General features: G+C 55.1%; 31 protein-coding genes. 28 read left to right on the top strand and 3 right to left on the bottom strand.

What is annotated here, in order from left to right; genetic code table 11:
* The first annotated feature begins 4 nt into the window (after nt 1–4).
* The 25 genes from rpsC (at nt 5) to eno (ending at nt 14,231) form a co-directional block, all read left to right on the top strand.
* The gene (gene rpsC / locus INF32_RS10480) at nt 5–760 is read left to right on the top strand and encodes a 30S ribosomal protein S3 (RefSeq protein ID WP_226388352.1); all 756 of its coding nucleotides are present in this window, start codon (nt 5–7) and stop codon (nt 758–760) included.
* A gap of 27 nt (nt 761–787) precedes the next feature.
* Nucleotides 788–1,216, top strand: coding sequence for a 50S ribosomal protein L16 (rplP, locus tag INF32_RS10475; protein WP_226388351.1), 429 nt, complete (start codon nt 788–790; stop codon nt 1,214–1,216).
* 6 nt (nt 1,217–1,222) lie between these two features.
* Nucleotides 1,223–1,420: a 50S ribosomal protein L29 gene (gene rpmC / locus INF32_RS10470; RefSeq protein WP_226388350.1), complete on the top strand. Its 198-nt coding sequence runs from the start codon at nt 1,223–1,225 to the stop codon at nt 1,418–1,420.
* A gap of 8 nt (nt 1,421–1,428) precedes the next feature.
* Nucleotides 1,429–1,683, top strand: coding sequence for a 30S ribosomal protein S17 (gene rpsQ / locus INF32_RS10465; RefSeq protein WP_226388349.1), 255 nt, complete (start codon nt 1,429–1,431; stop codon nt 1,681–1,683).
* A 2-nt stretch (nt 1,684–1,685) separates the two neighbouring features.
* Entirely contained in the window at nt 1,686–2,051 is a 366-nt protein-coding gene (rplN, locus tag INF32_RS10460; protein ID WP_226388348.1) for a 50S ribosomal protein L14, read from the top strand.
* Between the two features lie 20 nt (nt 2,052–2,071).
* On the top strand, nt 2,072–2,395 hold the full coding sequence (rplX, locus tag INF32_RS10455; RefSeq protein ID WP_226388347.1) for a 50S ribosomal protein L24: 324 nt from the start codon (nt 2,072–2,074) through the stop codon (nt 2,393–2,395).
* Nucleotides 2,395–2,958 (top strand): 50S ribosomal protein L5, encoded by a 564-nt coding sequence (rplE, locus tag INF32_RS10450; protein ID WP_226388346.1) that lies wholly within the window; start codon nt 2,395–2,397, stop codon nt 2,956–2,958. The genes rplX and rplE overlap by 1 nt, the downstream gene beginning before the upstream one ends.
* A 3-nt stretch (nt 2,959–2,961) precedes the next feature.
* Nucleotides 2,962–3,231: a 30S ribosomal protein S14 gene (gene rpsN / locus INF32_RS10445; protein ID WP_226388345.1), complete on the top strand. Its 270-nt coding sequence runs from the start codon at nt 2,962–2,964 to the stop codon at nt 3,229–3,231.
* 198 nt (nt 3,232–3,429) lie between these two features.
* The gene (gene rpsH / locus INF32_RS10440; protein ID WP_226388344.1) at nt 3,430–3,828 is read left to right on the top strand and encodes a 30S ribosomal protein S8; all 399 of its coding nucleotides are present in this window, start codon (nt 3,430–3,432) and stop codon (nt 3,826–3,828) included.
* 18 nt (nt 3,829–3,846) lie between these two features.
* Nucleotides 3,847–4,404 (top strand): 50S ribosomal protein L6, encoded by a 558-nt coding sequence (rplF, locus tag INF32_RS10435; protein WP_226388343.1) that lies wholly within the window; start codon nt 3,847–3,849, stop codon nt 4,402–4,404.
* 15 nt (nt 4,405–4,419) lie between these two features.
* On the top strand, nt 4,420–4,782 hold the full coding sequence (gene rplR / locus INF32_RS10430; RefSeq protein ID WP_226388342.1) for a 50S ribosomal protein L18: 363 nt from the start codon (nt 4,420–4,422) through the stop codon (nt 4,780–4,782).
* 6 nt (nt 4,783–4,788) lie between these two features.
* Complete coding sequence (rpsE, locus tag INF32_RS10425; RefSeq protein WP_226388341.1) at nt 4,789–5,307, top strand: 30S ribosomal protein S5; 519 nt, start codon at nt 4,789–4,791, stop codon at nt 5,305–5,307.
* Nucleotides 5,308–5,318: 11 nt separating this feature from the next.
* A complete protein-coding gene (rpmD, locus tag INF32_RS10420) occupies nt 5,319–5,501 on the top strand; it encodes a 50S ribosomal protein L30 (RefSeq protein WP_226388340.1) in 183 nt (60 codons plus the stop codon).
* A gap of 25 nt (nt 5,502–5,526) precedes the next feature.
* Nucleotides 5,527–5,973, top strand: coding sequence for a 50S ribosomal protein L15 (gene rplO / locus INF32_RS10415; RefSeq protein ID WP_226388339.1), 447 nt, complete (start codon nt 5,527–5,529; stop codon nt 5,971–5,973).
* Between the two features lie 9 nt (nt 5,974–5,982).
* On the top strand, nt 5,983–7,305 hold the full coding sequence (gene secY, locus INF32_RS10410) for a preprotein translocase subunit SecY (RefSeq protein ID WP_226388338.1): 1,323 nt from the start codon (nt 5,983–5,985) through the stop codon (nt 7,303–7,305).
* 30 nt (nt 7,306–7,335) lie between these two features.
* Nucleotides 7,336–8,106 carry a type I methionyl aminopeptidase gene (map, locus tag INF32_RS10405; protein WP_226388337.1) on the top strand — a complete coding sequence of 257 codons (771 nt, stop codon included), beginning with the start codon at nt 7,336–7,338 and terminating at the stop codon, nt 8,104–8,106.
* 6 nt (nt 8,107–8,112) lie between these two features.
* The gene (gene infA / locus INF32_RS10400) at nt 8,113–8,331 is read left to right on the top strand and encodes a translation initiation factor IF-1 (protein ID WP_226388336.1); all 219 of its coding nucleotides are present in this window, start codon (nt 8,113–8,115) and stop codon (nt 8,329–8,331) included.
* Nucleotides 8,332–8,346: 15 nt separating this feature from the next.
* Entirely contained in the window at nt 8,347–8,463 is a 117-nt protein-coding gene (rpmJ, locus tag INF32_RS10395) for a 50S ribosomal protein L36 (RefSeq protein WP_009132884.1), read from the top strand.
* A 33-nt stretch (nt 8,464–8,496) separates the two neighbouring features.
* Nucleotides 8,497–8,877, top strand: a complete 381-nt coding sequence (gene rpsM, locus INF32_RS10390; RefSeq protein WP_226388335.1) for a 30S ribosomal protein S13 — start codon at nt 8,497–8,499, stop codon at nt 8,875–8,877.
* 12 nt (nt 8,878–8,889) lie between these two features.
* Nucleotides 8,890–9,279, top strand: a complete 390-nt coding sequence (rpsK, locus tag INF32_RS10385) for a 30S ribosomal protein S11 (RefSeq protein ID WP_226388334.1) — start codon at nt 8,890–8,892, stop codon at nt 9,277–9,279.
* Nucleotides 9,280–9,338: 59 nt separating this feature from the next.
* A complete protein-coding gene (gene rpsD / locus INF32_RS10380) occupies nt 9,339–9,947 on the top strand; it encodes a 30S ribosomal protein S4 (RefSeq protein ID WP_226388333.1) in 609 nt (202 codons plus the stop codon).
* Nucleotides 9,948–9,971: 24 nt separating this feature from the next.
* Nucleotides 9,972–10,964 (top strand): DNA-directed RNA polymerase subunit alpha, encoded by a 993-nt coding sequence (locus INF32_RS10375; RefSeq protein ID WP_226388332.1) that lies wholly within the window; start codon nt 9,972–9,974, stop codon nt 10,962–10,964.
* A 2-nt stretch (nt 10,965–10,966) separates the two neighbouring features.
* A complete protein-coding gene (gene rplQ / locus INF32_RS10370; RefSeq protein WP_226388331.1) occupies nt 10,967–11,605 on the top strand; it encodes a 50S ribosomal protein L17 in 639 nt (212 codons plus the stop codon).
* A 323-nt stretch (nt 11,606–11,928) separates the two neighbouring features.
* Nucleotides 11,929–12,747: a glycosyltransferase family 32 protein gene (locus tag INF32_RS10365; RefSeq protein ID WP_226388330.1), complete on the top strand. Its 819-nt coding sequence runs from the start codon at nt 11,929–11,931 to the stop codon at nt 12,745–12,747.
* 179 nt (nt 12,748–12,926) lie between these two features.
* On the top strand, nt 12,927–14,231 hold the full coding sequence (gene eno, locus INF32_RS10360; protein WP_226388329.1) for a phosphopyruvate hydratase: 1,305 nt from the start codon (nt 12,927–12,929) through the stop codon (nt 14,229–14,231).
* Between the two features lie 117 nt (nt 14,232–14,348).
* On the opposite strand, the gene INF32_RS10355 is transcribed toward eno, so the two are convergent.
* Nucleotides 14,349–16,199 carry a right-handed parallel beta-helix repeat-containing protein gene (locus INF32_RS10355; protein WP_226388328.1) on the bottom strand — a complete coding sequence of 617 codons (1,851 nt, stop codon included), beginning with the start codon at nt 16,197–16,199 and terminating at the stop codon, nt 14,349–14,351.
* A gap of 157 nt (nt 16,200–16,356) precedes the next feature.
* On the opposite strand from INF32_RS10355, the gene INF32_RS10350 reads away from it, so the two are divergent.
* From INF32_RS10350 to INF32_RS10340, 3 genes are all read left to right on the top strand, one after another.
* Entirely contained in the window at nt 16,357–17,130 is a 774-nt protein-coding gene (locus INF32_RS10350; protein ID WP_226388327.1) for a radical SAM protein, read from the top strand.
* A gap of 31 nt (nt 17,131–17,161) precedes the next feature.
* Nucleotides 17,162–18,251 (top strand): peptide chain release factor 2 gene (gene prfB / locus INF32_RS10345; protein ID WP_226388326.1). Its coding sequence is split into 2 segments (ribosomal slippage): nt 17,162–17,215 and nt 17,217–18,251, totalling 1,089 coding nucleotides; the frame shifts between segments, so codons are not numbered across the junction.
* 70 nt (nt 18,252–18,321) lie between these two features.
* Nucleotides 18,322–18,876, top strand: coding sequence for a lipocalin family protein (locus INF32_RS10340; protein WP_226388325.1), 555 nt, complete (start codon nt 18,322–18,324; stop codon nt 18,874–18,876).
* Here INF32_RS10340 and INF32_RS10335 read toward each other — a convergent pair.
* Nucleotides 18,855–20,111, bottom strand: coding sequence for a peptidase U32 family protein (locus INF32_RS10335; RefSeq protein ID WP_226388324.1), 1,257 nt, complete (start codon nt 20,109–20,111; stop codon nt 18,855–18,857). The genes INF32_RS10340 and INF32_RS10335 overlap by 22 nt on opposite strands.
* A gap of 12 nt (nt 20,112–20,123) precedes the next feature.
* Complete coding sequence (locus INF32_RS10330; RefSeq protein WP_226388323.1) at nt 20,124–21,098, bottom strand: polyprenyl synthetase family protein; 975 nt, start codon at nt 21,096–21,098, stop codon at nt 20,124–20,126.
* Nucleotides 21,099–21,182 lie beyond the last annotated feature (84 nt).

Raw genomic sequence — 21,182 nt, 5'->3', positions numbered from 1 at the left:
GCAGATGGGACAGAAAGTTAATCCGATAGCAAACCGTCTTGGTATTATCCGGGGTTGGGATTCGAACTGGTACGGCGGCAAGGACTTTTCCGCCAAGCTGGTCGAAGACTCCAAAATCCGTAAATATCTGAACGCCCGTCTGGCCAAAGCGAGCATCTCCAAGATCATCATTGAGCGCACGCTGAAATTGGTTACCGTGACCATCTCCACCGCCCGTCCCGGCATCATCATCGGCAAGGGCGGCCAGGAGGTCGACAAGCTGAAAGAAGAGCTGAAGAAACTGACTGGCAAGGAGGTTCAGATCAATATCTTCGAGGTGAAGCGTCCTGAAATCGACGCCGTGATCGTGGGTAACAACATCGCCCGTCAGCTCGAAGGCCGCATCTCGTACCGCCGTGCTCTGAAGACCGCTATCGCTTCGACGATGCGCATGGGGGCCGAGGGCATCAAGATCCAGATTTCCGGCCGTGTGGGCGGCGCCGAAATGGCCCGCAGCGAGATGTACAAGGAAGGCCGCATTCCGCTGCATACTTTCCGTGCCGATGTGGACTATAGTCTTACCGAAGCTCTGACGAAGGTGGGTATTCTGGGCGTAAAGGTCTGGATCTGCACCGGCGAGGTGTACGGCAAGCGCGACCTGTTCGAGATGCCCGTAGCCAACATGTCCGCCCAGGGCGGTGCGTCCCGCGGCGACCGTGCCGATCGCGGCGACCGTGACCGTCGCGGCGGAGGCAGAAAGAGAAGAAACAATAACAAGTAGTGTAGGACCTTTTAAAGCGACAATATAATGTTACAGCCAAAAAAGACCAAATTTAGAAGAATGCAGAAGGGCCGCATGAAAGGTCTCGCACAGCGCGGGAACCAGCTTGCGTTCGGCTCTTTCGGCATCAAGGCTCTGGATTCGACCTGGATCACCGGCCGCCAGATAGAAGCTGCACGTCAGGCTATCGTGCGTCATATGAAACGTGAAGGTCAGATTTGGATCCGTATCTTCCCGGACAAACCGATCACCAAGAAACCCGCCGAGGTTCGTATGGGTAAAGGTAAAGGTTCGCCCGAAGGGTTCGTGGCTCCCGTTACTCCCGGCCGTATCCTGATCGAGGCCGAAGGGGTGCCCCTGGCAGTGGCTCAGGAGGCCTTGAGACTGGGTGCCCAGAAACTCCCGATCCCGACCAAGTTCATCGTAAGAAGAGATTATACCGAAAACTCAATCTAAGTCGACATGAAAACAGCTGAAATCAAAGAGCTCTCAGTAGCCGATCTGGTTGAGCGCATCGAGACCGAGAAGGCTAATCTGGTCCGCGTGAAGGTGAACCATGCCATTTCGCCGGTAGAGAATCCCAGTACCATCAAGAAAGCCCGCAGAGATATTGCACGTATGCTGACCATCCTGCGCCAAAAGCAAACCGTTAACAGTTAATTACCACTATGGAAAGAAATCTTAGAAAAGAGAGAATCGGGGTGGTTGTCAGCAACAAGATGGAGAAATCCGTCGTCGTTGCCGTTAAGAGGAAGGTAAAGCATCCGATATACGGCAAGTTCGTGAACAAGACCACGAAGTTTGTGGCCGAGGACGCCGAAAACACCTGCAATCCGGGCGATACCGTCAAACTCATGGAGACACGTCCCCTCAGCAAGACCAAGCGTTGGAGATTAGTAGAAATCATTGAAAGAGCTAAATAGTCATGATACAGCAAGAAAGTAGAATGGTTGTGGCTGACAACAGCGGTGCCAAGGAGGTTCTCTGCATCCGTGTGTTGGGCGGTACGGGCAAACGCTACGCGACCATCGGCGATAAAATAGTTGTCTCTGTCAAGAGCGCCTCTCCTTCCGGCGACATGAAGAAGGGAGCCGTTTCGAAGGCAGTGGTGGTAAGGACCAAGAAGGAGATCAGACGCGCGAACGGAAGTTACATCCGTTTTGACGACAATGCCGTCGTGCTGCTGAACAATCAGGGTGAAATGAGAGGAACGCGTATCTTCGGCCCCGTGGCCCGCGAACTGCGCGACTCTTACATGAAGATCATTTCACTTGCTCCCGAAGTATTGTAATCTGAAAAAAGAGTAAAGCAATGTCAGTGAAATTACATATCAAGAAAGGGGACACCGTTTACGTGAATGCGGGCGACAGCAAGGGCCAGCAGGGTAAGGTGCTCTCGATCGATGTCGAGAAACAGCGCGCCATAGTCGAGGGAGTGAACATGGTTTCGAAACACACCAAGCCCAGTTCGAAGAGTCCCCAGGGAGGTATCGTGAAGCAGGAGGCTCCGATACACATCTCGAATCTGCAGCCGCTGGACCCCAAGTCGGGCAAACCGACTCGTGTGGGCCGCAAGGCGAATGACAAAGGAAAATTAGTTCGTTACGCTAAAAAGTCAGGGGAGGAGATCAAATAATGGCAGCTTACCAACCGACACTCAAGACCATGTACAAGGAGCAGATCAAGGCTGCTCTGATGAAACAGTTCGGCTATACGAGCGTGATGCAGTGCCCCAAACTGGAAAAGATCGTCATCAACCAGGGTATGGGCCAGGCTGTTGCCGACAAGAAGCTGATCGAAGTAGCCCAGCAGGAGCTGACGACCATCACCGGTCAGAAAGCTGTACAGACCAAGTCGAAAAAGGACATTTCGAACTTCAAGTTGCGTAAGGGGATGCCCATCGGTGTGCGTGTGACCCTGCGTTCGGACAAGATGTACGAGTTCCTCGAAAGGCTGATCGCCGTGGCACTGCCCCGTATCCGTGACTTCAAGGGTATCAACGAGAAGTTCGACGGCCGCGGCAACTACACTCTCGGTATCGCCGAGCAGATCATCTTCCCGGAGATCGATATCGACAAGATCACCAAAATCTTCGGTATGGAGATCACGTTCGTGACCACTGCGAAGACCGACGAAGAGGCTTATGCCCTGCTCAAGGAGTTCGGACTCCCTTTCAAAAACGCTAAAAAGAACAATTAGGATATGGCTAAGGAATCGATGAAGGCACGCGAGGCGAAACGCCTCAAACTGGTGGAGCGCTATGCCGCCAAGCGTGCAGCACTGAAAGAAGCCGGCGACCAGGTGGGCCTCAGCAAACTGCCCCGCAATTCGAACCCGATCCGTCTGCACAACCGCTGCAAACTGACCGGTCGTCCGAAAGGGTATATGAGACTGTTCGGTATCAGCCGCATTCAGTTCCGCGAGATGGCTTCCAAGGGGTTGATCCCCGGCGTGAAGAAGGCTTCGTGGTAGTTTTTCCGCCACGGGGAAAGTCCAATTTCCGGTCCTTTATCCGAGTCCTGAGAGACGGTTTGCAGAGGTAAACCGCCCTTCAGGATTCGGCATAATTCCGAATTTGAACTTTTTACGGGGAAAAATGCGTGGAAAACGGGATAAAAAGATTAAATTTGCACGTTTTTAACTTTTATTAACCAATTTTTTAATAGTAAAATGACTGATCCGATAGCAGATTTTCTAACGAGGATTAGAAATGCGGTGAAAGCCAACCACAAAGTGGTTGAAGCTCCCGCTTCGAAGATCAAGCAGGAGATTACGAAGATCCTGTACGATCAGGGCTACATTTTGGCCTACAAATTTGAAAACGATGCCAAGGGCCATCCGTCGATCAAGATCGCCCTGAAGTATCATCCCGAGACCAAGACCAACGCCATCAAGGATCTGCGGCGCGTGAGCCGTCCCGGTCTGCGCCGGTACGCGAGCGTCGATCAGATGCCCAAGGTGCTCAACGGTCTGGGTATCGCCATTCTTTCGACCTCCAAAGGCGTGATGACCGACAAGAAGGCGCGCGTGGAGAACGTCGGCGGCGAGGTATTGTGCTATGTTTATTAATGCTTAAAAAGATCAATAATGTCAAGAATTGGAAAATTACCTGTAAACCTGCCCGCCGGGGTGACGGTGACCGTCTCTCCCGAGAACGTGGTTAGCGTGAAAGGACCTCTGGGCAGCCTGAGTCAGAAAGTGGACTCGGATATCACGGTTAGCGTAGAGGGAAACGTATTGACAGTAACGCGTCCTACGAACCAACCGCGCCACCGTTCGATGCACGGCCTCTACCGTGCCTTGATCCATAACATGGTCGTGGGTGTTTCGGAAGGCTACCAGATCCAGCAGGAGCTCGTGGGTGTCGGTTTCAAGGCCGAGGCCAAAGGTCAAATCCTGGAGCTCAGCCTGGGATATTCGCACGATATCCACCTGTTGCTGCCTCCTGAAATTCAGGTGACGGCCGTGACGGAGAAGAAGGGAAACCCGATCGTCACTCTCAAGAGTACGGACAAACAGCTGATCGGCCAGGTCGCTGCCAAGATCCGTTCGCTGCGCAAACCCGAACCTTACAAGGGTAAAGGTATCAAGTTCGTGGGTGAACAGCTGCGTCGCAAAGCTGGTAAATCTGCTGGTGCTAAATAGTAAAATCGTAAAATTATGTCATTGACGAAAATAGAAAGAAGAGAGAGGATCAAGCACCGTATCCGCAAGGTTGTCAACGGTACGGCCGCCATGCCTCGCATGACTGTGTTCCGTAGCAACAAGCAGATCTACGTGCAGTTCATTGATGATGTCAACGGTGTTACTCTGGCAGCGGCTTCGTCCCTGGACAAGGAGGTGGCCGAGCAGGCCAAGGGCCTGAACAAATCGCAGGTGGCCGGTCTCGTAGGCAAACTCGCTGCCGAGCGTGCCGCCACCAAGGGTATCGCGCAGGTGGCATTCGACCGTAACGGATACCTCTATCACGGAAGAGTCAAAGTGTTAGCCGACGCCGCCCGGGAAGGTGGTCTTAAATTTTAAGCGACTATGTCAAATACCAACATAAAGAAAGTCAGAACAAGCGACCTGGAGCTCAAAGATCGTCTGGTGAGCATCCAGCGTGTTACCAAGGTAACCAAGGGAGGTCGCACCTTCAGCTTTTCGGCCATCGTGGTGGTAGGTAACGAGAACGGCGTGGTGGGCTACGGCCTGGGCAAAGCCAGCGAAGTTACCTCGGCCATCGCCAAGGGCGTGGAGGATGCCAAGAAGAATCTGGTGAAGATTCCCGTGCTTAAGGGAACCATTCCCCACAAACAGGAGGCTCGTTACAGCGGTTCGCTGGTGATGATCCGTCCGGCCGCTCCCGGTACCGGTGTTATCGCCGGCGGTGCCATGCGTGCCGTGCTCGAGAGCGTCGGCGTACGCAATGTGCTTGCCAAGAGCAAAGGTTCTTCGAACCCTCACAACCTGGTGAAGGCCACGATCGGTGCCCTGCTCGAACTGCGCGATGCCCAGAGTGTGGCTCAGGTTCGCGGTATCTCCCTGGACAAAGTGTTTAACGGATAATCCCGCTGAAAATGGCAAAATTGAATATCACTCAGATCAAAAGCCGTATCGGCAGCACGGCCCAGCAGCGTAAGAATCTCGACGCGCTCGGCCTGCGCAGGATCAATCAGACCGTTCAGCACGAGGATTCGGCGCTGATTGCGGGGATGATCGAGAAGGTGAAGCACCTGGTGAAGGTGGAAAACGTAAAATAGTGTAAACGAATCATAGTATCAGACAATGGATCTCAGTAATTTAAAACCCGCCGAAGGGTCTAAAGGCAGAGAGAAACGAATCGGCCGGGGCCAGGGCTCGGGACGCGGTGGTACCTCCACGCGTGGTCACAAGGGAGCGCAGTCCCGTTCGGGATACTCTTCGAAACTCGGTTTCGAAGGAGGTCAGATGCCTTTGCAGAGACGCCTGCCCAAGTTCGGTTTTACCAACCTGAAAAGGGTGGAATACAAAGCTATCAACCTGGCGGTGATTGAAGAACTTGCAGCCAAGAACAATCTGAGCGCTGTCTCGGTGGATACGCTGATCGAGGCCGGTTTCGTGTCGAAAAACGATAAGGTGAAAATCCTGGGCGGCGGCACTCTGACGCGCGCGCTGGAGGTCAAAGCCCACGCTTTCTCGAAATCTGCCGCAGCGGCTATCGAAGCTCAGAAAGGTTCGGTTGTAAAACTTTAATCCTTAGCCATGAAGAAGCTGATCGAAACCATCAAGAATATATTTAAGATAGAAGAGCTGCGTAATCGTATCCTCTATACGCTGGGTCTTCTGCTTATCTATAGATTCGGTAGTTTTGTGGTGATTCCCGGGATCAATCCCGAGGCGCTGTCCGCGCTGGAGAGCCAGGTGGAAGGCAACGGTCTGATGGGCCTGCTGAACATCTTCTCCGGAGGTGCGTTTTCCAACGCTTCGATTTTCGCCCTGGGTATCATGCCCTACATCTCCGCTTCGATCGTCATCCAGTTGTTGGGTATCGTAGTTCCCTACTTCCAGAAGTTGCAGAAAGAGGGGGAGAGCGGGCGCCGCAAAATCAACCAGTGGACGAGGTATCTGACCATCATCGTCCTGCTCCTGCAGGGGCCGGCCTACCTCGCCAACCTTCATGCCCAGCTTCCCGACGCAGCATTCGTGCTGGGTCGTTCGAGTTTCCTGTTCACTGTTTCGGCCACTGTGGTGCTGATCGCCGGCACCATGTTTGTGATGTGGCTGGGCGAGAAGATCACCGATAAGGGGATCGGCAACGGTGTGTCGCTGATCATCATGGTCGGTATCATCGCCCGTCTGCCCCATGCCATGCTGGCCGAGTTCAACACCCGGTTCACGGAGGCCACCGGTGGTTTCGTGATGCTGGTTGTCGAACTGGTGATGCTGTTTCTGGTGTTTGCCGCCACGATCGCCCTGGTACAGGCCGTGCGGAAAATTCCGGTGCAGTATGCCAAGCGTATCGTGGGCAACAAACAGTACGGAGGTGTGCGTCAGTACATTCCCCTGAAGATCAATGCGGCAGGAGTCATGCCGATCATCTTCGCCCAGGCGTTGATGTTCATTCCCATGTTCTTCAGCCGCTTCGAGGCTACTCAGGGCATTGCCGCCGCCTTTGCCAACTACACGGGTTTCTGGTATAACCTGGTATTTGGACTGCTGGTGATCGCGTTTACCTATTTTTACACCGCGATTACCGTGAATCCCAACATGATGGCCGAAGATATGAAACGCAACGGCGGTTTCATTCCCGGAGTGAAACCCGGTAAGAAAACCAGCGAATATCTCGACACCATCATGACCCGGATCACCCTTCCCGGTTCCATTTTCCTGGCTATCGTGGCCATTCTGCCCGCGTTCGCCTCGAAACTGGGAATCAACCATCAGTTCGCCCTCTTCTACGGAGGTACGTCGCTGTTGATCCTGGTAGGTGTGATTCTGGACACTCTCAAGCAGATAGAGAGCTATCTACTTCTTCGTCACTACGACGGTCTGATGAAGACCGGCCGAATCAAGGGTAGAAGCTAACGGATTGCTGGAAAAGGAGTTTTTGCTGCAATGATATATTTAAAAACAAAGGAAGAGATAGAACTGCTCCGCGAGAACAATCTGCTCGTGTCGGCGACCTTGGCCGAAGTGGCCAGGGCCATCGCCCCGGGGGTGACGACGCTGGAGCTGGATGCGGTGGCTGAGAAGTTCATCCGTTCTCACGGGGCAGTTCCCGGCTTCCTTGGGTACGGCGGCTTTCCCAATACGCTCTGCGTATCGGTGAACGAACAGGTCGTGCACGGAATCCCATCCGATTACGCGTTGAAGACCGGGGATGTGGTTTCAGTGGATTGTGGTACGTTTATGAAGGGGTTTTATGGCGATTCCGCCTACACGTTCGCGGTCGGAGAGATTGATCCGAAGGTGGCGGAGCTGCTCAGAGTAACCAAAGAAGCTCTTTATAAAGGTGTCGCACAGGCCAAGGCAGGCAATCGCGTAGGCGATATTTCTGCGGCTGTGCAGGAGCACGCTGAAAGCCATGGATTTTCGGTAGTCCGCGAGCTGGTCGGGCACGGACTCGGCAGGAAAATGCACGAGGAACCGGAGGTGGCCAACTACGGAGCACGCGGCAGAGGTCCCCTGCTCAAAGAGGGGATGGTGATCTGCATAGAGCCCATGATCAATATGGGGACCAAGCAGGTCGTATTCGAACGTGACGGATGGACCGTACGCACCCGGGACCGAAAACCTTCGGCCCACTTCGAATTCGCAGTGGCCATCACGAAGGAAGGACCCGACGTGCTGACGGATTTTAAAATTATCGAGAACGCGATTAACTAAGACTCTATGGCAAAGCAAACTGCTATCGAAAAGGACGGGACGATCATCGAGGCTCTCTCCAACGCCATGTTCCGCGTGGAGTTGGACAACGGCCATGTGATCACCGCCCACATCTCCGGAAAGATGCGGATGCACTACATCAAGATCCTCCCCGGAGACAAAGTGAAAGTCGAGATGTCTCCTTACGATCTGTCGAAAGGACGTATCTCCTTCAGGTACAAATAACAAAGATGTTGAAAAATGAAAGTCAGAACATCCATCAAGAAGAGAAGTGAGGATTGCAAGATCGTGAAACGTAAGGGCAGACTTTACGTGATTTGCAAGAAGAATCCCAAACTGAAGATGCGCCAGGGATAATCGTTTAATTTAAACCACAGAGAACAAAGATTTATGGCACGTATAGTTGGTGTAGATTTACCCAAAAACAAGAGAGGCGAGATAGGTCTGACCTATGTCTACGGTATTGGAAGAAGTACCGCTCGCCAGATTCTGGACCAGGCCGGTATCAGCTACGATACCAAGGTGCAGGATTGGACTGACGACCAGGTTGCTGCGATCCGTAACATCATCGCGAGCAACGGTTACAAGGTGGAGGGCGAATGCCGTTCGCTGGTTCAGCTGAACATCAAACGACTGATGGACATCGGCTGCTACCGCGGAATTCGTCACCGTCTGGGCCTTCCCGTTCGCGGTCAGAGCACCAAGAACAATGCACGTACCCGCAAGGGAAGGAAGAAAACCGTCGCTAACAAGAAAAAAGCAACTAAGTAATTTTAGAGAGTTATGGCAAAAAAGACTGGAACAGTTAAAAAGAAGGTCGTCAAGGTTGACGCCGTGGGTGCTGCCCATGTCCACTCGACCTTCAACAACGTGATTATAACCCTCACCAACGGCGTCGGCGAAGTGATCAGCTGGAGCTCGGCCGGGAAGATGGGTTTCCGCGGTTCTAAGAAAAATACGCCCTATGCCGCTCAGACTGCCGCTCAGGATTGTGCCAAGGTGGCTTACGATATGGGTCTGCGCAAGGTGAAGGTGTATGTGAAGGGACCCGGAGCCGGCCGTGAGTCGGCGATCCGTACCATTCACGGAGCCGGTATCGAGGTGCTCGAAATCATTGATGTTACGCCGCTGCCCCACAACGGGTGCCGTCCGCCCAACCGTCGTCGCGTCTAATTTCGGCGCCGTGTGTTGCAAGTGAACATCCATGTATTTAAAAGTTAAAAGTTAAGAAAATGGCAAGATATATAGGACCAAAAACCAAAATCGCCAGAAAGTTCGGCGAAGCTATCTTCGGTGCGGATAAGGGGCTCGAGAAGAAGAACTATCCTCCCGGACAGCACGGACTCGCCCGCAAGCGCAAGAAGGTATCGGAGTACGGTACGCAGCTCAACGAGAAACAGAAGGCCAAATCGACCTATGGGATTCTGGAGAAACAGTTCCACAGAACGTTCGAAGAGGCTTCCCGTATGGGCGGTATCACGGGTGAGAACCTGCTGAAACTGCTCGAGTGCCGTCTGGACAACGTGGTGTACCGTTTGGGTATCGCTCCCACGCGTGCCGCTGCCCGTCAGTTGGTTTCGCACCGTCACATCACGGTGAACGGTGCGGTGGTGAATGTTCCCTCGTACAGTCTGAAGGTCGGCGACGTGGTGGCTGTCCGCGAGAAGTCGAAGAGTCTCGAAGTGATTCAGGATTCGCTCCAGGGCGGGCGTCGGAGCCGTTACGCATGGCTCGAATGGGACGGCAGCACCATGAGCGGCCGCTTCCTGCAGAAACCCGACCGTGCCGATATTCCCGAGAATATCAAGGAGCAGCTGATCGTCGAATTGTATTCTAAGTAGTAAATTAATCGAGAGAACAATATTATGGCAATATTAGCATTCCAGAAACCTGAGAAGGTGATCATGCTCGAATCGACCTCCACGTTCGGAAAATTCGAATTCCGTCCGTTGGAGCCCGGTTTCGGGATGACCGTCGGAAATGCCCTGCGCCGCATTCTGCTCTCCTCGCTGGAGGGGTATGCGATCACTACGGTGAAGATCGCGGGCGTCGACCACGAATTTGCCGCTATCCCCGGTGTGATGGAAGGGATGATCGACATCATCCTGAACCTGAAACAGGTGCGATTCATCAAGACCGTCGACAACGTGGACGGTGAAAAGGTGACCGTCAATGTGGCGGGTCAATCGGAACTGACCGCCGGATACATCTCCAACTTTCTCACGAATTTCAAGGTGTTGAATCCCGAGCTGGTGATCTGCCGCCTTTCGCCGGAGACCAAACTCCAGATCGACCTGACGATCGGGAAAGGGCGCGGATACGTTCCCGCAGAGGAGAACCGTCCCGCCGACGCCGAATTTGGTCTGCTGCCGATTGACTCGATTCATACGCCTATCAAAAATGTGAAGTATTCGATTGAGAACTACCGTGTCGAACAGAAGACCGACTACGAGAAACTCAATCTGGAGATCACGACCGACGGTTCGATCCATCCGAAGGATGCGCTGAAGGAGGCTGCCAAGATTCTGATCCACCACTTCATGCTCTTCTCCGACGAGAAGATCACGCTGAACATGGAAGAGAACGCCGCCGCTGAGGAGTTCGACGAAGACGTGCTGCACATGCGTCAGCTGCTGAAGACGAAGCTCTCCGATCAGGATCTTTCCGTGCGTGCGCTCAACTGTCTGAAAGCGGCGGAAGTGGACACGGTGGGCGATCTGGTGCGTTTCAACCGTAACGATCTGCTGAAGTTCCGCAACTTCGGCAAGAAATCGCTCACGGAGTTGGACGACCTGCTCGCTTCGCTCAACCTGCACTTCGGAATGGACGTATCTATCTACAAACTTGACAAGGATTAATTATGAGACATAACAAGAAATTCAACCACCTCGGCCGCCAGAGCGCACACCGTAAAGCCCTGCTCGCAAACATGGCCAGCTCGCTCGTGATGCACAAGCGGATCAACACTACGCTCGCTAAGGCGAAGGCGCTGCGGATGTATGTCGAGCCCCTGATTACCAAGTCGAAAGACGACTCTACGCACTCGCGCCGTGTCGTGTTCAGCTACCTCAAGAACAAAGAGGCCGTATCGGAGCTCTTCCGCGTGGTGGCACCCAAGATCGCCGATCGTCCGGGCGGTTATACCCGTATCCTGAAGACCGGTTTCCGCTTGGGCGATGCTGCCGAGACCTGTTTCATCGAACTGGTGGACTTCAACGAGACCTATTCGGCAGAGGCTACCGCAGCCGCCAAGACGCGTACCCGCCGCAGCCGCGGAGGTGCGAAGAAGGCTGCTGCCGCAACCGATAACGTGACCGACGCCGTAGTAGTGGAAGAGACCGCGGAGGGTGCGGAAGGCGAAGCTCCTAAAGCCGCTCCCAAGGCGGCCAAGAAGCCTGCGGCTCCCAAGGCGAAACCGGCAGCTCCCCGTACGGCAGCCCCGAAGACTTCGGGCGCCAAGAAGGTAGCTCCCCGTACTGCGGCCAGCAAAAAGGCTTAAGTGAACGGAAATATGAGCCGTTCTGCGGAACGGACGGAATAAGAGGTCTTTCGGGACCTCTTATTTTTTGTTTCGGCGGATATGATTTATTTTTGCCGGAGAGAAAAGTGGATTGCCGTTGTGTTGACGGATCCGGAGGCCATTGAGACGGTGCTGTCCGAAAGAAGCGAGGCGGAAGAGAGACGGCCCGGCCGTCTCTGCGGACCGGTATGGAAATTTGGACCGGAAGTCGGATGGAAAACTCGTATGCAGGTTGTCGGTAAGCAATCCGCTGGCTGGCAGCCGTTGTTTGGATTGAAACGATTTTTTTCGATTTTAAAGATATGATTCCGAAAATCATTCATTACTGTTGGCTGAGCGGCGAAGAGAAACCGCAGCGTATTCTCGATTGTATTGAGTCGTGGCGGAGGGTGATGCCCGATTACGAAATCGTATGCTGGGATATGGAACGGTTCGATATTCACAGCGTGCCTTGGGTGGAACAGGCCTGCAAGCACGGAAAGTGGGCTTTCGCGGCCGATTATATCCGGCTTTACGCCTTGTACCACTGTGGCGGGATCTATCTGGATTCGGATGTGCGGGTGCTGAAACGGTTCGATCCCTATCTGGAACATCGGGCCTTCGGAGGGATCGAACTGTGGGAGGATCATTTGATATGGAAGAAGAATGAAGGTACGTTCGATTCGCTGGTCATGTCGGGAAATACCGGAATCAATATCGAAGCCGCCATCATGGGGGCGGAGAAGGGCCATCCCGTGTTCCGTGCCTTTCTGGACTATTATGAGGGGCGTTCGTTCGTTCCGGAAAAGATCGGCGAATATGTCATGCCCTGGCTCCTGAGCCGGACGGCGTTCCGGTTCGGTTTCCGGAACGATGAATACCGGTATCCCCAGGTGCTGGAACACGATTACCATCTCTATCCTTACGACTATTTCACTACGCAGGGAGGGCATCCGGGTGATATGTCCGTGACGGAGAATACCGTGGCGATCCATCTGGTTTCCCTCTCCTGGTTCACGCCTGCTCCGCCGGCTCCCGCCCCGCCCCGCCGTCGACATTCCCGCTATACGGAATGGAGGTTGCATACCATCGCCTATTTCAAAAACTTATGGGACGATGTGGTCGTCCGAAAGTCCCGTTGAACGGATCCCTGTGGTGTCGGTTCCGGAAGAGTGTCATTTCGGTTTTTTTAAATTTGTTTAATAACCGGCAATGTTGTATCTTTGAAACGTTTTTCGGCCGGTTCGTCGGAAGCGGAGGCCGGAAGAAGGAAGTCGTTGAAGCAAAAGGAAACGATATAACCAATTAAAGAATTAAAGCTATGGGACAGATTGTAAATGTTCATGCCAGAGAGATCCTCGATTCGAGAGGCAATCCCACCGTAGAGGTGGAAGTGGTAACCGCCAGCGGCGCTTTCGGACGTGCCGCCGTGCCGTCGGGCGCATCGACCGGCGAGAACGAGGCTCTCGAACTGCGTGACGGCGACAAGGGCCGTTATTCGGGCAAGGGCGTGCTGAAAGCCGTTCAGAACGTGAACGAAGTGATCGCCAAGGAGATCGTGGGAATGAACGTAACGGACCAGGTGGGCATCGACAAGACGATGATCGCGCTGGACGGAACCCCGACCAAAAGCAACCTGGGTGCCAACGCCATTCTGGGTGTTTCGCTGGCCTGCGCACGTGCGGCTGCCAATCTGCTGGGCATGCCCCTTTATCGCTACATCGGCGGAACCAATGCCAAGACACTGCCCGTTCCGATGATGAACATCATCAACGGAGGGTCACACTCCGACGCTCCGATCGCCTTCCAGGAGTTCATGATCCGTCCCGTGGGAGCCTCTTCCTTCAAGGAGGGGCTGCGGATGGGTGCCGAGGTGTTCCACGCGCTGAAGAAGGTGCTGCACGACCGCGGCCTGAGCACCGCCGTAGGCGACGAGGGCGGTTTCGCTCCCGCACTGAAAGGTACGGAAGACGCGCTCGAGTCGATCATTGAGGCGATCAAGAAAGCCGGTTACAAGCCCGGACGCAAATGCGAGGGCGGCGATGTGGCCATCGGTATGGACTGCGCATCGTCCGAATTCTACAAGGACGGCATTTACGACTATACGAAGTTCGAAGGTCCCACGGGAGCCAAGCGTACTTCGGCCGAGCAGGTTGCCTATCTGGAAGAGCTCGTCGCCAAATACCCCATCGACTCGATCGAGGACGGTATGAGCGAGAACGACTGGGAAGGCTGGCAGGTGCTGACCGCTAAACTGGGCGACAAATGCCAGCTGGTGGGCGACGACCTGTTCGTGACCAACGTAGAGTTCCTGAAGAAAGGCATCGAGATGGGATGCGGTAACTCGATCCTCATCAAGGTAAACCAGATCGGCTCGCTGACCGAAACGCTGGATGCCATCGAGATGGCTCACCGTGCCGGCTATACCAGCGTGACGTCGCACCGTTCGGGCGAGACCGAGGATTCGACCATCGCCGACATTGCCGTAGCCACCAACTCGGGGCAGATCAAGACCGGTTCGCTGAGCCGTTCCGACCGTATGGCCAAGTACAACCAGCTGCTTCGTATCGAAGAGGAGCTCGGCGACGAGGCTATCTACGGCTATACCAAGATTTACCGGAAGTAGAAAAGTTTTGAAGCCACCCTTTCAGAAGGGGCGGCGGGTGAAAAATACGACAACCCTTTGTGGGTTGTCGTATTTTTTTCGGGATTGCGGTATGAAACCGCGGAGCTGTCGGTAACGCTATTCGTTTTTTTCAGTGATTACGTTGCGGATATCGGTCTGGAAATCGTCGTTAAAGGTGGGGAGGTCGACTTCGATTGCCGGCGACAGGTTGTCGAATTGGTTTCGGATGATCTTTGTCCCGCCGCAATGATGGAGCTGGATGATCGGCTGACCGCGGAAAGGATCGTCGTATGTGTCGGTTTTGATGAATTTGTTCCCTTGGATGGTCAGTCCGTACACGCCATGTCCCTGGATAAGATTGGAAAAAGACGAGGCGATGATATTGTCCGTGACGAGAATGTTTTTTTCGTAATATTCATTCTGCTTGAAAGCGAGCATCTGGGGATTGATCGAAATCAGCGGAAAATTTCCCCCTCCGTAGGAGCACTCTCCGAAACGGTTGTTCCGAATCACGACATCGCGTACGGCTCCCGATTCGAACCAGTGCAGAAGGTCGCCTTCGAGGAGGATCGCATTTTTCATGACCGATATGGTGTTGTTCTCGATCAGGCACTTCGAGGGAACGCTCAACAGGATACCCCTGGCCCTGTTGTTTTTGATCGTGTTGCCGCTGAAGAGAAATTCCGTGGGGTACCAGGAGATGTTTTCGATGCCGTCGCCGGGTTTTATCTCCCCGGACAAGGGATTTTCCGTGATGATGCGGAACAGATATTCGTTGATCTTCACGACCTCTTTTACCACGCAGGTCTGTTTGGGAAGCATGGTTTCGGCATCGACGATGCGAAGGGTGTCCGCCCGGTCGGCGAAATGGAAATCGCTCTGTTGGAAATGATTCAGCGAAGCGATGATTTCGGACCGGTTCCGGATCTCTTCGACCGAGGTGTAGGTGCCGTGGACATTGATACCGTCGTCGAGCATATTCATGAACAGACAGTCCCGTACGGTCAGTTTGCCGGCACAGTTACAGAAATGAGTGGCATCGGCCATGCTGGATACGATGCGTCCCGAGCCCTCCCGTGGCATTACCCGGATACGGTCGAGCGTGATGTCCGCACTTTTTTCCCCGATGATTCCCATGCCCGGGCAGTGATGGATGGTAATGTCCTGGAGGGTGACGTTGCGTGAGCCGCTGATGTGGATGGCCGGGGCGAGCCGGTTCTCGGACATGGCGCCCCGGAAGGTGACGATGTGTCCGGGTTCCGGCAAGGTGGCCGAACGGTCCCACTTTATCGTATAGTTCAGTTCGTTGATCTTTTCGGCATAGAGATCATCGACCGGCAGGCGTGCTGTTTCAGCCATGAAAGCCACTGCGCGCGTGGCCGGATCGAAGGTGATGTTCTGGCCCAGGTAGTCGAACTGCCAGCCGGGACCTTGGATGCGAAGCCGGCCGTCCCGATAGACGGGTTTGGAGATCGTGGTGTCGATTCTGATGCCGACCTCCTTCGTCGTTTCGTTTTTGCGGGTGATTTCGGCTTGCAGGTAAAACGGGTATTCCCAGTCTATCCGTATGTTTTTGATCGTGATGCCGCTGGATCTCTCTATCAGGAACGGTGTGATGACTCCGTGGAAGATAAATTCGGCTCCGTTGCCTTCGATCTCTACGGAATCGTATCCGACGAGCGGAAATGCGAAATAGCGATACAGGTTGGAGTGGTTCGTGATGGCATGGTATTTCCCTGCCGCGTGGTCGGGATAGAAGTGATAGATTCCCGGTTCGAACACGATTCGCAACTTTTGGGCAGGATGGTTTTCGAGTGTTTCGTATAAGATCCGGGTGTAATCCTTACGGGGATCGTCGGTGTCGGCCGGAGCGGAAATCTTTATCGACAACGGATCGGTGGCGGAACAGGCGGTCATGATCCAGCCGGCAAGAAGTGGAAAGATGATACGGGACAGTCGTTTTTTCATGGGTCGTATAGGGTTAGGGTTGATTTTTCAAAGATACGGTTTTAATCGTTCTGGTGCACAACGATTCGGCGGCTTTGTGACCGGGTGCAAGATTTATTGGGAATGGATTGTTGGGCGATAATGTATATTTGCGACAAATTAGTATCTTTGTTCCGGTATGGCTACTTCATTGTATCACGATATCATTTTCGGACCGGTGCACAGCCGCCGGCTGGGGCTTTCGCTGGGGGTGAACCTGCTTCCGCTGGAGAGTAAGCTGTGCAGTTTCGACTGCATCTACTGCGAATGCGGCTGGGCACGGCACGGTCTGTGGCCTCGCTTCAACCGGAGGGAGGACGTACGGTGTCTGCTCGGAGAGAAATTGCAGGAAATGGTGGCCGCCGGGACGCCTCCCGACGTCATCACTTTTGCCGGAAACGGCGAGCCGACCATGCACCCCGACTTTCCGGCCATTATCGACGATACGATCGCCTTGCGTGATGCGGTATGTCCCTCGGCGAAGGTCTCCGTATTGAGCAATGCCACGATGATCGGCCGCGAATCCGTACGGAAGGCACTGATGAAAGTGGACAACAATATCCTGAAACTCGATTCCGCTTTCGATGAAACGGTCCGTCTGGTCGATAATCCCAATGGCCGTTATTCGGTGGCGGAGACGGTGGAGAACATGAAACTGTTCGGGGGCCGGCTGATCGTCCAAACCATGTTCCTGCGGGGCGAGTACGGCGGGAGGCGGGTGGATAACGCCACGCCGCGCGAGGTGGATGCCTGGCTGGAGCTGATCGGTCAGATCCGTCCCCGCCAGGTGATGATCTATACGATCGACCGCGATACGCCGGCCGAGAACCTGGAAAAGGTCCCCGTGGAGGAGCTCCGCCGGATCGCCGACCGGGTCGAGGCGCTGGGAATCCCTTGCTCCGTGGCCGGATAGAACGAATATTCAACGAATCAAGAGATAGAACATGATTACTACCGAACAGATTAAAGAGCTTGTAAGGCGACAGGATTCGCTGAGGAGGCATCTTTGACATCGATAACAGGGTTATCGAATTAGAAGAAGAGGAACAGAAAACGCAGGCGCCCGACTTTTGGGACGATCCCGCCGCCGCCGAGAAACAACTCAAGGTGGTGGCTTCCCTGCGGGGTTGGATCACCGATTACCGGGAGGTGGCGTCGCTCGTGGACGATCTCCAGTTGATGCCTGACTTCGTGAAGGAGGGTGTCGCTTCGGAGGCCGAACTCGACGAATTGTACGGGCGAGCCCTTGCAAAGACCGAAGCGCTGGAGATGCGGAACATGCTGCGCAGCGAGGAGGACAAATTGGGCGCTATTCTGGAGATCAATTCCGGGGCGGGCGGTACGGAGAGTCTGGACTGGGCCGCCATGTTGCTTCGCATGTACACCCGCTGGGGCGAACTGAACGGCTACAAGGTGCGTCTGCAGGACATGCAGGAGGGCGACGAGGTGGGCGTCAAATCGGCCACGCTCGAATTCGAGGGAGAGTACGCCTACGGCTATCTCAAGAGCGAGAGCGGCGTGCACCGGCTGGTGCGACTCTCTCCGTTCAATGCCAACAACAAGCGCCAGACGACTTTCGCGTCGGTTTTCGTCTCGCCTGCCGTGGACGATACGATCGAGATCGTGGTCAATCCTGCCGATATCGAGTGGGATACCTACCGCAGCAGCGGAGCGGGCGGTCAGAACGTCAACAAGGTGGAGACGGGCGTGCGTCTGCGTCACCTTCCGTCGGGGATCGTGGTGGAGAATACCGAGACCCGTTCGCAGCTGATGAACCGCGAGAATGCCATGCGTATCCTGAAATCGCGTCTCTACCAGATCGAACTGGAGAAGCGGCGCGAGAAGCAGAACGAACTGGAGGGACAGAAGAAGAAGATCGAGTGGGGTTCCCAGATACGCAGCTATACGCTGCATCCCTACAAACTGGTGAAGGATCACCGTACCGGATACGAAACTTCCGATACCGGAGCGGTGCTCGACGGCGAGATCGACGGTTTCATCAAGAGCTACCTGATGCAGTTCGGCGGCGAGTGACACCGCCGCAGAGGAAGGCGGGGGTTCTTTCCGGCACTGTTTATGCTTTTTCATTCTAAAATGTCAGACCATGAAAAGCATCGTATTGTGCGGGACATTCGTCCTGCTGGGTTTCGTGTGCTCCTACGCCCGGGGCGGGGAGGTGGATTTGAGCGTGGTGCAGAATATCGAGGTAGACCGCTATTTCGGTACATGGTACGAAATCGCCCGTTTCGACAATGCGCTCGAACGGAATCTCGATCGCGTGACGGCCGAGTATCTGAAGAACCCGGACGGAACCGTCACCATCATCAACCGGGGTTACAAGCCCAACGGGAAACTGTGGTCGGCCGAAGGTACGATCCGCCTGCCGCCACCGCCTGTGGAGGGAAAGTTTAAGGCCGTCTATTTCCTCTGGTTCTCGATGACCTACTATATTCTGGAGCTGGATACGGAGGATTATGCCTATGCGTTGGTGGGAAGTTCTTCTCCCGACTATCTGTGGATACTGAGCCGTACGCCGACCTTGCCCCGCGAGGTGCTCGACCGTCTGTTGCAGCGGGCCCGCGAACGGGGATTCGACGTGAGCAGGCTCTATTACTGCGATCAGACCGGGCCGAATCCTCAGGCATCCACCAGTTTGTAGAGTTTGTCGCCCCGCCGGACGGGTTCCGGCGTGTGGAGGGAACAGACCTCTTTGCGGGCGACGTGCAGGACGGGTTTCTCCGCTATGCGGATGCCTGTGGCGAAACTCTCCACCACACCCGTAGTCTCTCCCAGAAAGAGGATTTCGTCCCCTTCGTCCAGACCCGAGGCTTCCGTCGTAATTTCGGCCACCTGCGGCCGCCGGAAGAAATTGGTCACCTTGCCGACGTAGACCTTACGTTTGGTGGCTGACGATCCGTACTCCCGGTTGAGTTCCACGAGTGGCGTCCCCTGATAGTATCCCTCCCAGAATCCCCGGTTGAAGACCGTGGAGAGTCTTCGCGTCCATGCCTCGCAGCGTTCCCGGGTGTAGGTGCCCTCACAGACCGCCCGCACCGCTTCGTCGTAACATTCGCAGACCCGTTTCACATACTCCGCCGAGCGTGCCCGTCCTTCGATTTTCAGAACGCGCACGCCTGCGGCGAGGAATTTGTCGAGAAAACCGATCGTGCAGAGATCTTTGGGCGAAAGCAGGTAACGGTTTTCCACCAGAATCTCTTCGCCCGTCTCGCGGTCGCGCAGTTCGTAGGAGCGGCGGCATATCTGCTGGCAAGCGCCCCGGTTGGCCGAACAGCCCGCGATGTGTTGGCTCAGATAGCATTTCCCCGATACGGCCATGCAGAGTGCGCCGTGGGCGAACATCTCGATTTTGACCCGTTCGCCGAGAGGACCCCGTATGTCCTCCTCCTCGATCGCCCGATGGATGCGTTCGATCTGGGGCAGGGAAAGTTCGCGGGCCAGTACCATCACGTCGGCCCATCGGGCGAAGTGGCGGACCGCTTCCGTGTTGCAGACGTTGAGCTGGGTGGAGACATGCACTTCCACGCCCGCTTCCCGGGCGTAGAGGATCGCCGCCATATCCGAGGCGATGACTGCCGAAATCTCCTCTTCTTTGGCCCGGTCGATCACGCGGCGCATTACGGGAAGATCTTCGTCGTAGATGATCGTGTTGACCGTCAGGTAACTTTTGAGGCCGTGCTCGCGTGTGATCGCCGCGATGCGGGTCAGGTCGTCGAGCGTGAAGTTCGACGAGGAGCGGGCCCGCATGTTGAGCCCTTCCACGCCGAAATAGACCGAATCGGCTCCCGCGGCGATGGCGGCCCGCAGCGATTCATACGATCCGGCGGGAGCCATGATTTCGATCCGGTCGCGTGTGAGAGTCGGTTTGTTTTCCATGTTCCTGCCTTTCTATTTGGCCCGTTCCAGCAGGCCGGTAGCCAGAACGTGCAGGGGAGCCGTTCTCTCTTCCGGAAGCCGGAGGGCGTCGAGCGCTTCGATGGCTGCTGCGGTATGGCGGGCGATCGCTTCCCGGGTCAGGCGGGCGATGCCCAGCCGGTCGTACACGGCTCTGACGCGGAGAATCTTTTCCGTTGTCGTCAGCGAGGCGTCCCCTGCCGTTTTTTTCAGCGTCTCCTGTTGGGCCGGAGCCGCCAGTTCCAGTGCCCGGATCATCAGAAAGGTCTTTTTCCCTTCGAGAATATCGCCGCCGATCGCCTTGCCCAGCGTTTTTTCATCGCCGTAGGTGTCCAGCAGGTCGTCCTGCAGCTGGAAAGCCAGTCCCAACTGAGTGGCGAACCGGTCGAGCTTGTCGAGGCTTTCCCCGTCCGCGCCGCCGATCATGGCTCCCAGTGCGACCGATCCGGAGAGCAGGGCGGAGGTTTTCAGCCGGATCATGTTCAGGTATTCGTCCACGCTCACCTGTTCGCGGCTTTCGAAATCCATATCGTATTGCTGTCCTTCGCACACCTCCATGGCCATGCGGTTGAACGTTTCGAGCAGGGCCGGCAGAAGCTTAGGATCGCATTGCCCGAGCAGGGTGTAGGCGTAGATCATCATGGCATCGCCCGAAAGGATGGCGGCGTTGGCTCCCCACCGGCGGTGCACCGAAGGTTTTCCACGCCGCACGTCGGCATTGTCCATGATGTCGTCGTGCAGCAGAGTGAAGTTGTGAAATACCTCGACGGCCGCCGCTGCCGGGAGTGCTTCGCGCGGTTGTTCGCTGAACAGGTTGCAGGCCATCAGCAGCAGGGTGGGACGCAGCCGCTTTCCCCCCTCCTCGAGCGAATACTCGATCGGGGCGAACAGTTCCCGGGGGTGGGGCGGGAAGACGAGCGAGGCCATGTATTGCCGGACGATGCCGGATATCTCTTCTGGTGTGTACATGATCCGAATGGTTATTCGGCGCAAAGATACGCTCTCCCGGCAAAAAAATTTTGGAAGGAGCCGAAAAAACGCTATATTTGGTTG

Origin of the sequence: Gallalistipes aquisgranensis (assembly GCF_014982715.1) — a bacterium.
GTDB lineage: Bacteria > Bacteroidota > Bacteroidia > Bacteroidales > Rikenellaceae > Gallalistipes > Gallalistipes aquisgranensis.
This window is presented reverse-complemented; position numbering and strand designations above follow the sequence as displayed.

What these genes read in the sequence shown, in the direction of transcription:
- rpsC (WP_226388352.1), top strand. Translation starts at nt 5, where the DNA reads ATGGGACAGAAAGTTAATCCGATAGCAAACCGTCTTGGTATTATCCGG.
- rplP (WP_226388351.1), top strand. Translation starts at nt 788, where the DNA reads ATGTTACAGCCAAAAAAGACCAAATTTAGAAGAATGCAGAAGGGCCGC.
- rpmC (WP_226388350.1), top strand. Translation starts at nt 1,223, where the DNA reads ATGAAAACAGCTGAAATCAAAGAGCTCTCAGTAGCCGATCTGGTTGAG.
- rpsQ (WP_226388349.1), top strand. Translation starts at nt 1,429, where the DNA reads ATGGAAAGAAATCTTAGAAAAGAGAGAATCGGGGTGGTTGTCAGCAAC.
- rplN (WP_226388348.1), top strand. Translation starts at nt 1,686, where the DNA reads ATGATACAGCAAGAAAGTAGAATGGTTGTGGCTGACAACAGCGGTGCC.
- rplX (WP_226388347.1), top strand. Translation starts at nt 2,072, where the DNA reads ATGTCAGTGAAATTACATATCAAGAAAGGGGACACCGTTTACGTGAAT.
- rplE (WP_226388346.1), top strand. Translation starts at nt 2,395, where the DNA reads ATGGCAGCTTACCAACCGACACTCAAGACCATGTACAAGGAGCAGATC.
- rpsN (WP_226388345.1), top strand. Translation starts at nt 2,962, where the DNA reads ATGGCTAAGGAATCGATGAAGGCACGCGAGGCGAAACGCCTCAAACTG.
- rpsH (WP_226388344.1), top strand. Translation starts at nt 3,430, where the DNA reads ATGACTGATCCGATAGCAGATTTTCTAACGAGGATTAGAAATGCGGTG.
- rplF (WP_226388343.1), top strand. Translation starts at nt 3,847, where the DNA reads ATGTCAAGAATTGGAAAATTACCTGTAAACCTGCCCGCCGGGGTGACG.
- rplR (WP_226388342.1), top strand. Translation starts at nt 4,420, where the DNA reads ATGTCATTGACGAAAATAGAAAGAAGAGAGAGGATCAAGCACCGTATC.
- rpsE (WP_226388341.1), top strand. Translation starts at nt 4,789, where the DNA reads ATGTCAAATACCAACATAAAGAAAGTCAGAACAAGCGACCTGGAGCTC.
- rpmD (WP_226388340.1), top strand. Translation starts at nt 5,319, where the DNA reads ATGGCAAAATTGAATATCACTCAGATCAAAAGCCGTATCGGCAGCACG.
- rplO (WP_226388339.1), top strand. Translation starts at nt 5,527, where the DNA reads ATGGATCTCAGTAATTTAAAACCCGCCGAAGGGTCTAAAGGCAGAGAG.
- secY (WP_226388338.1), top strand. Translation starts at nt 5,983, where the DNA reads ATGAAGAAGCTGATCGAAACCATCAAGAATATATTTAAGATAGAAGAG.
- map (WP_226388337.1), top strand. Translation starts at nt 7,336, where the DNA reads ATGATATATTTAAAAACAAAGGAAGAGATAGAACTGCTCCGCGAGAAC.
- infA (WP_226388336.1), top strand. Translation starts at nt 8,113, where the DNA reads ATGGCAAAGCAAACTGCTATCGAAAAGGACGGGACGATCATCGAGGCT.
- rpmJ (WP_009132884.1), top strand. Translation starts at nt 8,347, where the DNA reads ATGAAAGTCAGAACATCCATCAAGAAGAGAAGTGAGGATTGCAAGATC.
- rpsM (WP_226388335.1), top strand. Translation starts at nt 8,497, where the DNA reads ATGGCACGTATAGTTGGTGTAGATTTACCCAAAAACAAGAGAGGCGAG.
- rpsK (WP_226388334.1), top strand. Translation starts at nt 8,890, where the DNA reads ATGGCAAAAAAGACTGGAACAGTTAAAAAGAAGGTCGTCAAGGTTGAC.
- rpsD (WP_226388333.1), top strand. Translation starts at nt 9,339, where the DNA reads ATGGCAAGATATATAGGACCAAAAACCAAAATCGCCAGAAAGTTCGGC.
- INF32_RS10375 (WP_226388332.1), top strand. Translation starts at nt 9,972, where the DNA reads ATGGCAATATTAGCATTCCAGAAACCTGAGAAGGTGATCATGCTCGAA.
- rplQ (WP_226388331.1), top strand. Translation starts at nt 10,967, where the DNA reads ATGAGACATAACAAGAAATTCAACCACCTCGGCCGCCAGAGCGCACAC.
- INF32_RS10365 (WP_226388330.1), top strand. Translation starts at nt 11,929, where the DNA reads ATGATTCCGAAAATCATTCATTACTGTTGGCTGAGCGGCGAAGAGAAA.
- eno (WP_226388329.1), top strand. Translation starts at nt 12,927, where the DNA reads ATGGGACAGATTGTAAATGTTCATGCCAGAGAGATCCTCGATTCGAGA.
- INF32_RS10355 (WP_226388328.1), bottom strand. Translation starts at nt 16,199, where the DNA reads ATGAAAAAACGACTGTCCCGTATCATCTTTCCACTTCTTGCCGGCTGG.
- INF32_RS10350 (WP_226388327.1), top strand. Translation starts at nt 16,357, where the DNA reads ATGGCTACTTCATTGTATCACGATATCATTTTCGGACCGGTGCACAGC.
- INF32_RS10340 (WP_226388325.1), top strand. Translation starts at nt 18,322, where the DNA reads ATGAAAAGCATCGTATTGTGCGGGACATTCGTCCTGCTGGGTTTCGTG.
- INF32_RS10335 (WP_226388324.1), bottom strand. Translation starts at nt 20,111, where the DNA reads ATGGAAAACAAACCGACTCTCACACGCGACCGGATCGAAATCATGGCT.
- INF32_RS10330 (WP_226388323.1), bottom strand. Translation starts at nt 21,098, where the DNA reads ATGTACACACCAGAAGAGATATCCGGCATCGTCCGGCAATACATGGCC.